This is a genomic window from Streptomyces sp. NPDC002156 (assembly GCF_053593675.1).
The window spans coordinates 1-12,509 of the sequence record NZ_JBSFDA010000239.1; the positions used below are offsets into that span (position 1 = coordinate 1).

Sequence of the window (12,509 nt, forward strand, 5' to 3'; positions counted from 1 at the left end):
GGGCGGTCGTTCTTGGGCAGGACGTAGGGGGCGCGGGTCATCGACTCGACGCCGCCCGCGAGGGCGATGGAGGCGTCGCCGAGGGCGATGGCGCGAGCGGCCTGGATCACGGCTTCGAGGCCGGAGGCGCACAGGCGGTTGACCGTGACTCCGGGGACGGAGGTGGGCAGGCCTGCGAGGAGGGCGGCCATGCGGGCGACGTTGCGGTTCTCCTCGCCGGCGCCGTTGGCGTTGCCGAAGTAGACGTCCTCGATGCGGGAGGGGTCCAGGTCGGGCGCACGGGCGAGGAGTGCGCGGAGGGCGTGGGCGCCGAGGTCGTCCGGGCGCACCGAGGCCAGGGCGCCGTTGTAGCGGCCGATCGGGGTGCGGACGGCGTCGACGATATAGACGTCCTGGAGACGGCGGGACAGGCCGTGCGTCATGGCTGGATCTCCTCGGGGATGCGGACCTTCGCGGCGGTCTTCGTCACGATCTCCTCGGCCGTGACACCCGGCGCGGTCTCGACGAGTACCAGCCCGTCTGTGGTGACATCGAGAACACCCAGATCGGTGATGACCCGGTTCACACACGCCCTGCCCGTCAGCGGCAGTTCACACTGCTCCAGGATCTTCGGGGAGCCGTCCTTCGCGGTGTGCGTCATGACGACGATGACCGTGCGGGCCCCGTGCACGAGGTCCATGGCGCCGCCGATCCCGGTGATCAGCTTGCCCGGGATCGCCCAGTTGGCGAGGTCCCCGCCCGCCGAGACCTGCATCGCCCCCAGCACGGCGACATCGATGTGCCCGCCCCGGATCATCCCGAAGGACAGCGCCGAGTCGAAGAAGGAGGCGCCCGGCAGGACGGTCACCGTCTCCTTGCCCGCGTTGATCAGGTCGGGGTCGACCTGGTCGTCGGTGGGGTAGGGGCCGGTGCCCAGGATGCCGTTCTCCGACTCCAGGACCACCTCCACCCCCGCAGGAAGGTAGTTCGGGATCAGCGTCGGCAACCCGATCCCCAGGTTCACGTACTGCCCGTCCTCAAGCTCACGGGCGGCACGGGCGGCCATCTGTTCGCGTGTCCAGGCCATCAGCTGCTCACCGTCCGCTGCTCGATCATCTTGTCGGCCGCCTGCTCGGGGGTCAGCGCGATCACGCGCTGGACGAAGATGCCCGGCAGGTGCACGGCGTCCGGGTCGATCTCGCCGGGCTCGACCAGTTCCTCCACCTCGGCGATGGTGATCCGGCCCGCCATCGCGGCGAGCGGGTTGAAGTTCCGGGTGGACTTGCTGAAGACGAGGTTGCCGTGCCGGTCACCCTTCGCGGCGCGCACGAGGGCGAAGTCGGTGCGGATACCGCGCTCCAGCACGTACTCCGTACCGTCGAACTCCCGTACCTCCTTCGGCGGTGAGGCCAGCGAGACGCCACCGGAACCGTCGTACCGCCACGGCAGCCCGCCCTCCGCCACCTGCGTACCCACCCCGGCCGGAGTGAAGAATGCGGGGATGCCGGCGCCGCCGGCGCGCAGCCGCTCGGCGAGCGTGCCCTGCGGGATCAGCTCCACCTCCAGCTCACCCGCCAGATACTGCCGCGCGAACTCCTTGTTCGCACCGATGTACGAACCCGTCACCCGGGCGATCCGCCCCGCCGCCAGCAGCACCGCCAGACCGGACTCCATCGCCCCGCAGTTGTTGGACACCACCGACACACCACTGACCGCGCGCTCGTACAACGCCTGGATCAGCACGTTCGGCACACCGCTCAGCCCGAAACCACCCACCGCCAGCGACGCACCGTCCGGCACATCAGCCACCACCTCCACAGCCGTGGCGACCACCTTGTCCATGCCCATCAGACAGCTGCCTCGGCGGAGTCGTCGAGCACGGACGGGTGGGTCGCGGGCGGGGTGGCCGGCCCGCCGACCTCTCTCCTGAGGACGATGTCGAAGGTCGCGGAGGTCCATGTCCCCGGCGGCCGACGGCCGTCCGGTGCCGGAACGCCCGCCTCGTGACGGTCGAAGCGGTACGCGAGCGACTCCTTCACACCGAAGACGGAGTCGGTGTCCAGACCGGGGTCCCCCGCGACGAAGATGTGCGTGACGAGACGCCGGAATCCGGGGGCCGTCACCATGAAGTGCAGGTGTGGTGCGCGCATCGGTGACCGGCCGGCGTGGTCGAGGAGCCGGCCCACGGGACCGTCGTCCGGGATCGGATAGGGCGTAGGGGTGAGGCCCCAGAAGCGGTACCGGCCCTCGGCGTCGGTGAACAGGTGGGCGCGGCCCGCGAGTTCGCCGCTGTCGTACTGGACGTCGTACATGCCGTCCTCGTCGGCCTCCCAGACCTCGATACGGGCCCCCGCGACCGGGGCACCGTCGGTGTCCGTCACCATGCCGCTGACCCACGACGGCTCGCCGGTCGCGCCTCCCGCGATGTCGCCGCCGAGTTCGATCCCGGGCGAGTCCTGGACGAAGAACGGGCCGAGGACCGTGGACTCCGTGCCCTCGTCCAGGCCCGGTTCGTTGACCGCCACGGTCAGCATGGAGATGCCGAGAACGTCCGAGAGCAGGACGAACTCCTGGCGTGTGTCGGTCGTGATGTGACCGACAGCCGTCAGGAACTCGATGGCCGTGTTCCACTCCTCCTCGGTGAGCCGGGTCTCGCGCACGAACGCGTGCGCGTGCCTGACCAGCGCCTGCATCACCTCGCGGAACCGTTCGTCCTTGGCACCGTCGAAACTCGCGGCGACCTTGTCGGTCAGTTGCTGTTCCGTCGTCGCCGTTGCCGTCGCAGTCGCAGTCGTCTCAGCGGTCTCAGTCATCGGAGTTGCTCTTTCGTGCGGACGGAGGTGAGAGGGACCGGCACCGGGGTGTCGCCCCGCCACGCGCGCCCCAGCAGCTCGCGCATCTCGTCGCGGGTGACCCGGCGCGGGTTGGAGTCCGGCACCTGGGCCATGACCAGGTCGGCGGCCCGGTCGAGTTCCTCCTCCGCGAGCCCCAACTCCCGCAGCGAACACGGGGGTTCGAGTGTCTTGTAAAGGGCGAGCAGCGCGCCGAAGGGGTCGGTGTGCTCGTCGAGCGCGGCACCGAGGTGTCTGGTCGCGTCGGGTGCCGCGGACAGGTTGAGGCCGACCACGTGCGGCAGGATCACGGAGTGGAGGGCGGCGTGTTCGAGGTCGTACGCGCCGCCGAGGACATGGCACACCTTGTGGTGCAGCCCGGATCCCGCCCCGGCGAAGGCGACGGCTCCGAGGTAGGTGCCGTAGAGGATGTCGTGGCGTGCCGCGACATCCTGGCCGTCGGCGACGATGCGGGGCAGCGAGGACGCCAGTGACCGGACGCCCTCGACGGCGAGCGCCGAGCTGATCGGGTTGTGCCGTGGTGCCCACCAGGCGTCGACGCAGTGGGCGAGGGCGTTGAGGCCGGAGGTCACCGACAGCCTCGTCGGCAGCGACAGCATCAGCGTGGCGTCGTAGACGACGACCCGCGGAAGCACTCTCGGGTCGACGCCGGTGCGCTTGTGGCCGTCCTCGGTCATGCCCCAGACGGGGGTCGCCTCGGAGCCGGCGTAGGTCGTGGGGACGGCGAGGATCGGCAGTCCGGTGGTCAGGGCCGCCGCCTTGGCCGTGCCCGTCGTCGATCCGCCGCCCACGCTCAGCAGGAGGTCGGCGCCGTGGGTGCGGGCAGCCTCCCGTACGGCCTCTGCCACCTCGGCCGGTACATGCGGCCTGACCGCGCTGAAGGTCGCCACGACGGGTACGTCCGCGCAGATCCGCTCGGCCAGGGCACGTTCTCCCTCGGCCGCGACCACCAGGACCCGGCGCGCGCCGAGCCCGGTGACCTCGGCGGCCACGTCGGCCCGGGCGGTGCCCGAGCCGAACACGACACGCTGCGCCCACGATTCGTAGACCGTCGGTGCGGGGGTGGTGATGGTCATGCCGTCGCCAGCCGGGCCCGTGGTACGGCGCCCGCCACGAGTGCGCCGATGAGCGCGGGTACGGCGAAGGCGTAGAAGGCCCATTCGACGCCGTTGCCCGAGCCGAGGACGAAGGCGCCCAGCGACGGTCCGACGATCGCGCCGAACCGGCCGACCGACAGGGCCCAGGCGAGGCCGTTGGCGCGCAGGGCGTCCGGGTATCTGGTCACGATGAACGCGTTGCCGAGGATCTGCGAGCCGATGAACCCGAAGCCGCTGACGAACATGAGCACGAACATGACGGGGGTCGGCGGGCGGGTGCTCATCGCGATGAGGCTCACGGTGCCGACCAGGAACGCGGCGATCACGACGCGGCGGGCGCCGAGCGCGTCCGCGACCCGGCCGCCGACGATGACACCGCATCCGACGCCCAGCCACATGGCTGCCGTCTGCAGCAGCGCGGAGCCCAGGGAGAAGCCGGCGGCCTGCATGATGCTCGGCAGCCAGGTGCTGATGCCGAAGACGAGCAGGAGTCCGCAGAACGACATGGCCCAGAAGAGAACGGTCGAGAGGGCCAGGCCGCCCGTCAGGAGTGAGCCGAGGCCGAGCCAGCGGCCCGGGTCGGACGCCGGTTCGGCGTCGGAGCGGGCGAGGCCGAGGCGTGCCTCCACCGCGCGTGCCTCGTCCGGTCGGCCGGTGCGGCTGAGGTGGAAGGGGCTCTCGGGCAGCCGGAGCAGAAGCGGCACGGCGACGAACACGGGCAGCACGCCGATCACGTACAGCCAGCGGTAGGAGACGTCGGGGAGCAGGGCGGTGCCGAGCAGCGGGGAGAGCAGGGCGCCGGCCGCGTAGCCGCTCATCATCAGGGTGATGTTGCGACTGCGATGCTCCGGCTCGCTCAGGTCGGCGACGAAGGCGTTGAGCGTGGGCAGGACGACGCCCAGACCGAGGCCGACGACGAGGCGTCCGGCACCCAGGGACGAGGCGCCACCGGCGGCGGCGCTGAGCGCCATGCCGAGCGAGAACACGGAGGCGCCGACGACCAGGAGACGGCGGGGTCCCGTGCGGTGGACGAGGGCTCCGGCGAGCGCCGCGCCGATGAGCATCCCCAGGCCGACGGTGGATCCTATGGACCCGACCTCCGACTTGTCGATGCCGAGGGAGGGGTCGCCCAGGAGTGCGGGGACGCTGACTCCGTACACGGCGAGGTCGTAGCCCTCCAGGGAGGCGACGATCCAGGCAGCCAGCAGCATGAACGTTTTTGCGGATATTCCGCGGCGGACCAGTGGGCGGGTGGCGGACGGCACTGTCATCGCCGGATCCCTTCTGTGACGGTGGCAGGAGTCTGAGTGGGTTCGATTGCAAATGCAAGGGTTTTCAGGAGCGCCGGTACGTCCGACGGCGCGCTCGCGGTGCCGAGGACGTAGAAGTCGGGCCGCCACAGGACGGCACCGCGGCCGGTCTCGTCGAACCAGCGGCCGTAGACACCGTCGATGTCGGTGATCCCCTGGGTGGTGAGGCGGCGGTCGGTGAGGTGGTGGACGGCCACGCCGAGGCGCGCGGCCACTTCCGTGGTCGAGGCGTCGAGCGAGGCGCCTTCGCGCCCGTCGACGAGGAGCGTGAATCCGCGGCCGAGTACGGCGTCGAAGAGCCCTTCGGTGCCGTGCACCTCGATGCGGCCCTGCGGCATCAGGTGGCCCGCCTGCGGGGAGTCGTCGTGCAGTCCGGGGCCGAGGCCCGGGAAGCGCATCTTGTCGGGGCGGCCGTTCGCCGCGCGCTGGGCCAGCAGACGGGCGTCGCGCTCGGCGGCGGCCACCGGATCGCGCATGGTCTGCACACGGCCCAGTTCGATGCCCTTGGCGATGATCGCCCGCACGTGCGGCTCGCGTTCGCTCTGGTAGGTGTCGAGGAGCGCGTCGTCGGCGCCGCGCAGGACGGCGTCGAGTTTGAACGCGAGGTTCTGGGCGTCCCGTACACCCGAGCACATGCCCTGCCCGAGGAAGGGCGGCATCTGGTGGGCCGCGTCCCCGGCGAGCAGGACCCGTCCGCTGCGCCAGTGCTCCGCGACGAGTGAGCGGAACGTGTACGTGGCGACGCGGATCAGCTCGGCCTGGTCGCGGCCGATGTAGGCGCCGACGCGTGCCCACACCCGGTCGGGCTCCCGCTCGACGGGGAAGTCGTCCGCCGAGTCGAGCATGAAGCTGAACCGGTGGTGACGGGGGCCCAGCGAGATGACCGACACCGGCTGCTCGGGGTCGCAGACCTGGCGGGCCTTGGGAATGTCAGCGGCACCGGTCAGGCGGAAGTCGCAGACCATCCACGGTTCGGAGAACCCGTAGTCCTCCTGGCCGATGCCGAGCCAGGTGCGGGTGAAGCTGTTGCCGCCGTCGCAGGCGACGACGTACCGGGCCGAGACGACCGTGTCGCTTCCCTCGACCTGGATGTCCACGCCGTGGTGCATGCTGTGGACGCCGGTGACCGGGGAGTTCATCCGGATCTCGACGTTCTCGAGGCCGCGGACGACTCCGTCGAGGGCGTCCTCCAGGTAGGGCTGGTACATCATGTACCACTCCGCCCAGCCCTGGCCGCCGACGGCGGCGAAGTCGTGCTCGATGAGGAGTTCGCCCGCGCCGTTGCGCCACTCGTAGTTCCGCTGGACGTGCAGCGTGGGCAGCAGGGCCTGGGAGATGCCGATGCGGTCGAAGGTCCGCATCGTCTCGTCGTCGAAGATGGCGGCACGCGGAAGGTTGTAGAGGGTGGGATAGCGCTCCAGGACGACCACGTCGTGGCCTGCCTGACCGAGCAGCGCCGCGGTGGCCATGCCCACGGGCCCGTACCCGATGACGGCGACGTCGTACACGTGCGTGCCCTTCCGCTCAGGCACCCGCGAGCGCGGGCACGGTCGTGAGGCCGAGGAGCTTCTCGGCGTTCTGGTGGCCGATCTTGAGCCGGTCGGCGTCGCTGATCGGCGCGTCCCGGAGGAAACTCGTGGCCGTCCCGATGTCCTCGAACGGGTAGTCGGTGCCGAAGAGGATGTGGTCGGCGCCCATCGACAGCAGGGCGGTGAGCAGCGGGGCGGAGGAGCAGACGCCGCTGGTCGTGATGTAGAGGTTGTGCCGGATGTACTCCGAGGGCCGGCCGCGCTTCAGCTCGATGCCGTGGTGCGCGTGGAAGTTCCAGCGGGAGTCCATGCGCCACAGCACGAAGGGCAGTCCCTCTCCCATGTGACCGAGCAGCAGCTTGGCGTTCGGGAAGTCGTCGAAGACGCCGCCGAAGATCAGGCGCAGGGCGTGGGTCGCCGTGTCGATGCCCCAGCTCCACATCGGTCCGACGAGTTCGGGGTGTCCGGAGAGCACGTGGGCGGTGTCGACGCCGTTGGCCGGGTGCAGATAGAGCGGTACGTCGAGATGTTCGGCGCGCTCCCAGACGACGCGCAGCTCGGGGTCGTCGAGGTACCTGCCGCGGGTGTGGGCGTTGACGAGGCCGCCGCGCAGGCCGAGCTGGGTGACCGCGCGCTCCAGTTCGTCGGCGGCGGCCTTCGGGTCCTGCAGGGGCAGCGCGGCGAAGCCGGAGAAGCGGTCGGGGTGCTCGGCGATGACTCCGGTGAGGAAGTCGTTGACGGTGACCGCCTGGCGTACGGCGGCTGCGGGGTCCTTCTCCGCCTGGATGCCGGGCGAGTTGAGGGAGAGGACCTGCATGTCGAGGCCGGCGGCGTCCATGGCGTCGAGGCGCTCCTCGGTGAGGTCGAGGAGCCGGCGGGAGGCCTCGGCCCAGGCGCCGGGCTGGGCGATGGACGCGGTGGAGGTGCCGTGGCCCACGAGGTCCGGGGTCACGAAGTGTTCTTCGAGGCCGATCAGCTTCATTGCGGAGTTCTCCTCGGGTGATCTCGTACGCGTCTGCGGTCGAGGTCGCGGGTGCGGGGCTGGTACGGGTGCGGCGGCGCCCGGCTCGGTGTGAGTGGCCGGGGCGGTTGGGATGCGCGGGTGTGTGCGCCGAAGAGCGAGCGGCTCCGGGCGGCTGCGAAACGGGCCGCCGGTGGGGCGGGGCAGTCGGGGGAGGTGACTGCCACCGCTCTCGCAGTTCACCAGAACGTAACGCGTTCCGCAATAGTGAATGTAAGATCTGTTTGCGATCGGGGGTCGGCGCTCGGCGCGTCGATAGGCTGCATACCTTCGTCCACCTGCAGAGGAGTGCCGCGCTGTGACCACGACCGACCCCAAGGAGAGCAAGGAGAACGGGGAGCGTCAGGGCATCCAGTCCGTCGAGATGGCGATGCGGGTCCTGCTTGCCCTGGAGGACGGCGGTGGGGCGCTGAGCCTGTCGGCGATCGCGCAGGCGAGCGGGATGCAGCCCAGCAAGGTGCACCGCTATCTCGTCAGCCTCGGCCGCATCGGGCTGACCTCGCAGGATCCCGCGTCGGGGCTCTACGACTTCGGCGCCTCGATGCGCCGCCTGGGCGCCGAGGCGCTGCGGCGCACCAACGAGGTGGCCGTGGCGAGCGGGCACGCGATGCGGCTGCGCGACAGCACGGGCCACTCTGTGAACCTGGCCGTCTGGGGCGACCGCGGCCCGCTCGTGGTGAGCTGGGCGTACGGGACCCGCCCGCTGCCGCTGACCGTGCGGGTCGGCGCCACCCTCCCCCTGCTCACGTCGTCCGTCGGCCAGGTCTTCCTGGCCTACCTGCCCGAGAGCCTCACGGACGAGGTGCTGCGTGAGGAGCTGCGCGGCAAGGAGGCCGACTGGACGGGCGAGCGCCTCGCGGCCACGCGCTCCCAGGTCCGCGAGGACGGACATGTCGTGACGCACAGCGGTGTCATCCCGGGCATCATCTCCGTCGCGGCACCCGTGTTCGCGGCGAACGACCCGCTGCCGCTCGCCATTTCCGTCGTCCTGCCGGAGAGCGCCGGCACGCCGGAGCACCTCGCCGAGGTGACCGCCGAACTGCTCGCCACGGTGGCCGCGGCCTCGGAGGAGCTGGGGTATCTGCCGTAGGGCGGTGGCTGCCGGGCGCGACGCCCGTCGGGCCTGTACGGACGTGTTGCATCCGGTCGGCCGGTCCGCCGACGGGCGGTCTCCTGCGGGCCGTGGCGCGCCCGAGGTGGTTCTCGGCCGAAGCCGTCGCGCTGGGAGCTGTTGGGCGGACCGCGGGGCGCAGACGCCCCGGACCCCCGATCGTCACAGCCATGGCGGCAGGACCACCGACGTGGGCCCACCCCCACGCCCGGTGACCCAGGCCAGCAGCTCCGCCGCAGGTGCCTCGGCCGCCTCCGGATCCCCCGACGGACCGAGGGTCCAGGTACGGTCCCGGTCGGTCGGCGCGAGGCGGACCGACGGGCAGTGCGGGCGGGCGGAGAGGGCGCCGGTAACGTCGTCGAGCAGGGTGTCGACGACGTCGACGGGCAGGTCGGCGAAGGTCGCCCCGGCATCGAGGTCCAGGGCGTGCAGCCACACCTCGCGCACCCGCATCCAGGGGATCTCGGCGGCGGGGATCGTACGGCCCAGGGCGCTGCGGACCTCCGCCTGCCAGGAGCTGGCGTCGAGGGCCGCGAGGGCGTCGTCCAGTTCGGCGGCCGTGGTTTTCAGCTGCCGCCGCAGTTCAGCGGGCGGCAGATCGGCGGAGGCCTCGATCTCGGCGGCACGCTGCTCCCGGTCGGCGTACATCGGGGTCGGAACGCCGGTACGGGCCCAGGCGGCGAGCCGCCCGAGGGCCTCGGCGTTGCGCGCGAGGTGGCCGATGACATGCGCCCTGGTCCAGCCGGGCAGGGTGCTCGGGGCGCGCAGGTCGTCGTCGGTGAGCCGGTCGGCCACGGCGAGCAGAAGGGCGGTGCCGTCGCGCATCCAGGACAGGGTGGCGGTGAGGTCGTGTCGGTCGCGGCTCGTCATGGGGTGCTCCTGGGGCCTGCGGCGGCGGGGTGGCGGCGTCGGTCACCGGCTGCGGTGGGTTTCCGGGGCGTGCGGCGCCCAGGTGGTGGCGGGCCGCCGGGCCCGGTGCGCTCCCAGGTCCCGGGACCACCGGGACCGCTGCCGTCCCGGCACCCACCGCGACGCGAGAGCAACGGCACGCCGACTGCCCCCGCGCGACCACCGCACCCACGACGGCAAGGCAGCGACGGCGGACCGCCGGAACCTCCGCCGTACAACGACCCGCCTCGACGAAGGATGAACACCGAGCCGGCTGCCCCCGCGCGACCACCGGACCCACGACGGCGAGGGAGCGGCGGCGGACCGGCGGAACCACGGCCGTCCCAGGGCCCACCGCAACGCGAGAGCACCGGCACGCCAGCCACCCCCGCGCAACCACCGCACCCACGACCCCGGTGTCCGCCGCTCACTGCCCGCTCCCCTCTTCCGTTTCCGTGGGGGCCAGCCGGGCCGCGATGTCCGCGCGGAGTGCCTTCTTGTCGATCTTGCCGACCTTGGTGGCGGCCAACTCCGCGACGCACACTAGGTGTTCGGGGAGTTTGAAGCGGGCCACCCCCGCCGCCTCCATGGCTCCACGGATGCCGTCGAGGGTCGGGGCGTCGTGCCCCGGTTTCGTGACGACGTAGAGGCAGACGCGTTCGCCGAGTTCGGGATCGGGCATGGCCACGGCCGCCGCCTGGCTCACCTCGGCCAGTTCGTAGACGAGGTTCTCGACCTCCTCGGCGGAGATCTTCTCGCCGCCGCGGTTGATCATGTCCTTGTCGCGGCCCTCGACGACGAGGTTGCCCTCCGGCGTACGTCTGCAGATGTCGCCGCTGCGGTACCAGCCGTCGTCGGTGAACGCCCGCGCGTTGTGCTCGGGGGCCCGGTAGTAGCCGCGCGGGGTGTAGGGGCCGCGGGTCAGAAGGGAGCCGGGCTCGCCCTCGGGGACGTCCTCGTCGAACGGGTCGACCAGGCGTACCTCGTCGTCCGGGCACATCGGGCGGCCCTGGGTGGTGCAGATGACGTCCTCGGGGTCGTCGAGGCGGGTGTAGTTCAGCAGGCCCTCGGCCATGCCGAACACCTGCTGGAGCGTGGCGCCCAGCACCGGACGGACCCGGCGGGCCAGCTCGTCGGCCAGCCGCGCGCCGCCGGCCTGGAGCACGCGCAGGCTCGCCAGTTGGTGCGCGCCATGCCGCTCGGCGTGTTCCAGCCAGCGTCCGGCGACGGCGGGGACGACAGCGGTGTGGGTCACCCCCTCGGCCTCGATTGCGGCGAACGCCCTGGCCGGTTCCGGGCTGGGCAGCATGACGACCTTGCCGCCGGCCAGCAGGGTGCCCAGGATGCCGGGGCAGGCCAGCGGGAAGTTGTGTCCGGCGGGCAGGCTCACCAGGTAGACGGTGTCCTGGTCGACGCCGCTGACCTCGGAGCTGGCGCGGGCGTTGTACGCGTAGTCGTCGTGGGTGCGGGCGATCAGCTTGGGCAGGCCGGTGGTGCCGCCGGACAGCAGGAACACGGCGACGTCACGGCTGCCGGGCGGCGCGGCGTCCAGGCGGGCCCGGTCGGCCGCCGGGTCCTCGCCCGGCGCGCACAGGGCACGCATGTCCAGGCTGCCGGAGGCGACCTCCTCCCCCGCCACCAGGACGTGCCAGGGGCCGGGTGCCTCCTTGCCCAGTTCATGGGCGAGCGCCTGGTGGTCGAAGTCGCGCAGCCGGTCGGGTACGGCGATCGCGACGGCCTCGGAGTGCGCGGCCAGATAGGCGAGTTCCATCCGGCGGTGCGCGGGCAGCGCCATCACCGGCACGATGCCGGCGCGCAGACAGGCCCAGGTCAGGGCGGTGAACTCCCAGCCGTTGGACAGCTGGACCACGATCCGGTCCCCGGCGGCGAGCCCGAGGTCGAGCAGCCGGCCGGCCAGCGCGTCGGCGCGGTCGGCCAGTTCGGCGTAGGTCAGGCGCAGTTCACCGTCGACCAGGGCGGTCGTGTCGGGGTGACGGTCCGCCGCCTCGCGCACCAGGTCGCCCAGGGGGCGGCCGGCCCAGTATCCGGCGGCGACAAAGCGGGCGGCATCGGCCTCGGGCCAGGGAACCGTGCCCTCGGTGATGGGTGCGGCCATCGGACACCTACCTCATTCGGCTCTGTTGGGGGCGGCGACGCACACAGCATCCAGGGCGACGAGGCCCCGGTCGGTGAGCCGCAGCGGGTTGATTTCGATCTCGTCGAGTTGGGGGTGGGCGGCGAGCAGATCGCCGAGGGCCGCCACGATCTCTCCGAGTGCGTCGCGGTCGAGGACGGGACCGCCGCGCCAGCCGTCGAGGAGGGCGTGTCCGGCCAGTTCGGCGGGCATGTCGGCGGCCTCGGCGGGTGCGAGCGGCGCGAGCCGGAGGGCCACGTCGGCCAGCGCCTCGGCGGTCGTGCCGCCGAGCCCGACCAGGACGACAGGGCCGAACACCGGGTCCCGGCGGGCCCCTACGACCAAGTCTGCTCCCGAAGGAGCCATCGACTCCACCAAGAAGCGCTGCGCACCCGTGCCCGCCTCGATCGCGTCGAGAGCGGCGTCGAGTTCCGCCGGGGTACGCACCCCGAGCCGGACCCCGCCGACCTCCGTCTTGTGCAGCACGGTCGCGTCTCCCGGCGGACGGCGGGGTCGATGACCCCACCGCACGGCACCGGTGAGACCGGCACGGCAGGACGATGAACGAACGACCAGCCGCCTCACGAC

General features: G+C 71.9%; 12 protein-coding genes. 1 reads left to right on the plus strand and 11 read right to left on the minus strand.

Annotated elements, in window-relative coordinates; translation table 11 throughout:
• The 8 genes from ACWCRB_RS45845 to ACWCRB_RS45880 all read right to left on the minus strand — a co-directional run.
• Positions 1 to 422, minus strand: a 422-nt coding sequence (locus tag ACWCRB_RS45845) for a thiolase family protein (protein ID WP_451001748.1), incomplete at its 3' end; no start/stop codon positions are given.
• Positions 419 to 1,066 carry a CoA transferase subunit B gene (locus tag ACWCRB_RS45850; RefSeq protein ID WP_451001749.1) on the minus strand — a complete coding sequence of 216 codons (648 nt, stop codon included), beginning with the start codon at positions 1,064 to 1,066 and terminating at the stop codon, positions 419 to 421. The genes ACWCRB_RS45845 and ACWCRB_RS45850, both read right to left, overlap by 4 nt.
• A complete protein-coding gene (locus ACWCRB_RS45855; protein WP_451001759.1) occupies positions 1,066 to 1,821 on the minus strand; it encodes a CoA transferase subunit A in 756 nt (251 codons plus the stop codon). The genes ACWCRB_RS45850 and ACWCRB_RS45855 overlap by 1 nt, the downstream gene beginning before the upstream one ends.
• Positions 1,822 to 1,826: 5 nt before the next feature.
• Positions 1,827 to 2,792, minus strand: a complete 966-nt coding sequence (locus tag ACWCRB_RS45860) for a dioxygenase family protein (RefSeq protein ID WP_451001750.1) — start codon at positions 2,790 to 2,792, stop codon at positions 1,827 to 1,829.
• Positions 2,789 to 3,907, minus strand: coding sequence for a maleylacetate reductase (locus ACWCRB_RS45865; protein WP_451001751.1), 1,119 nt, complete (start codon positions 3,905 to 3,907; stop codon positions 2,789 to 2,791). The genes ACWCRB_RS45860 and ACWCRB_RS45865 overlap by 4 nt, the downstream gene beginning before the upstream one ends.
• Positions 3,904 to 5,199: an MFS transporter gene (locus ACWCRB_RS45870; RefSeq protein ID WP_451001752.1), complete on the minus strand. Its 1,296-nt coding sequence runs from the start codon at positions 5,197 to 5,199 to the stop codon at positions 3,904 to 3,906. The genes ACWCRB_RS45865 and ACWCRB_RS45870 overlap by 4 nt, the downstream gene beginning before the upstream one ends.
• A complete protein-coding gene (locus ACWCRB_RS45875; protein WP_451001753.1) occupies positions 5,196 to 6,746 on the minus strand; it encodes a bifunctional 3-(3-hydroxy-phenyl)propionate/3-hydroxycinnamic acid hydroxylase in 1,551 nt (516 codons plus the stop codon). Before ACWCRB_RS45875 ends, ACWCRB_RS45870 begins: the two co-directional genes overlap by 4 nt.
• Before the next feature lie 16 nt (positions 6,747 to 6,762).
• Entirely contained in the window at positions 6,763 to 7,749 is a 987-nt protein-coding gene (locus ACWCRB_RS45880; RefSeq protein WP_451001754.1) for an amidohydrolase family protein, read from the minus strand.
• 337 nt (positions 7,750 to 8,086) lie between these two features.
• On the opposite strand from ACWCRB_RS45880, the gene ACWCRB_RS45885 reads away from it, so the two are divergent.
• On the plus strand, positions 8,087 to 8,878 hold the full coding sequence (locus ACWCRB_RS45885; protein WP_451001755.1) for an IclR family transcriptional regulator: 792 nt from the start codon (positions 8,087 to 8,089) through the stop codon (positions 8,876 to 8,878).
• Between the two features lie 183 nt (positions 8,879 to 9,061).
• On the opposite strand, the gene ACWCRB_RS45890 is transcribed toward ACWCRB_RS45885, so the two are convergent.
• The 3 genes from ACWCRB_RS45890 to ACWCRB_RS45900 all read right to left on the minus strand — a co-directional run bounded on the left by ACWCRB_RS45890 (position 9,062) and on the right by ACWCRB_RS45900 (position 12,407).
• A complete protein-coding gene (locus ACWCRB_RS45890) occupies positions 9,062 to 9,769 on the minus strand; it encodes a maleylpyruvate isomerase family mycothiol-dependent enzyme (protein ID WP_451001756.1) in 708 nt (235 codons plus the stop codon).
• 445 nt (positions 9,770 to 10,214) lie between these two features.
• The gene (locus ACWCRB_RS45895; RefSeq protein WP_451001757.1) at positions 10,215 to 11,903 is read right to left on the minus strand and encodes a (2,3-dihydroxybenzoyl)adenylate synthase; all 1,689 of its coding nucleotides are present in this window, start codon (positions 11,901 to 11,903) and stop codon (positions 10,215 to 10,217) included.
• A 12-nt stretch (positions 11,904 to 11,915) separates the two neighbouring features.
• Positions 11,916 to 12,407 carry an acetate--CoA ligase family protein gene (locus tag ACWCRB_RS45900; protein WP_451001758.1) on the minus strand — a complete coding sequence of 164 codons (492 nt, stop codon included), beginning with the start codon at positions 12,405 to 12,407 and terminating at the stop codon, positions 11,916 to 11,918.
• Positions 12,408 to 12,509 lie beyond the last annotated feature (102 nt).

Bases quoted from the DNA above. Each gene is read 5' to 3' on its own strand.
- ACWCRB_RS45850 (WP_451001749.1), bottom strand. From the start codon at position 1,066: ATGGCCTGGACACGCGAACAGATGGCCGCCCGTGCCGCCCGTGAGCTT.
- ACWCRB_RS45855 (WP_451001759.1), bottom strand. From the start codon at position 1,821: ATGGACAAGGTGGTCGCCACGGCTGTGGAGGTGGTGGCTGATGTGCCG.
- ACWCRB_RS45860 (WP_451001750.1), bottom strand. From the start codon at position 2,792: ATGACTGAGACCGCTGAGACGACTGCGACTGCGACGGCAACGGCGACG.
- ACWCRB_RS45865 (WP_451001751.1), bottom strand. From the start codon at position 3,907: ATGACCATCACCACCCCCGCACCGACGGTCTACGAATCGTGGGCGCAG.
- ACWCRB_RS45870 (WP_451001752.1), bottom strand. From the start codon at position 5,199: ATGACAGTGCCGTCCGCCACCCGCCCACTGGTCCGCCGCGGAATATCC.
- ACWCRB_RS45880 (WP_451001754.1), bottom strand. From the start codon at position 7,749: ATGAAGCTGATCGGCCTCGAAGAACACTTCGTGACCCCGGACCTCGTG.
- ACWCRB_RS45890 (WP_451001756.1), bottom strand. From the start codon at position 9,769: ATGACGAGCCGCGACCGACACGACCTCACCGCCACCCTGTCCTGGATG.
- ACWCRB_RS45895 (WP_451001757.1), bottom strand. From the start codon at position 11,903: ATGGCCGCACCCATCACCGAGGGCACGGTTCCCTGGCCCGAGGCCGAT.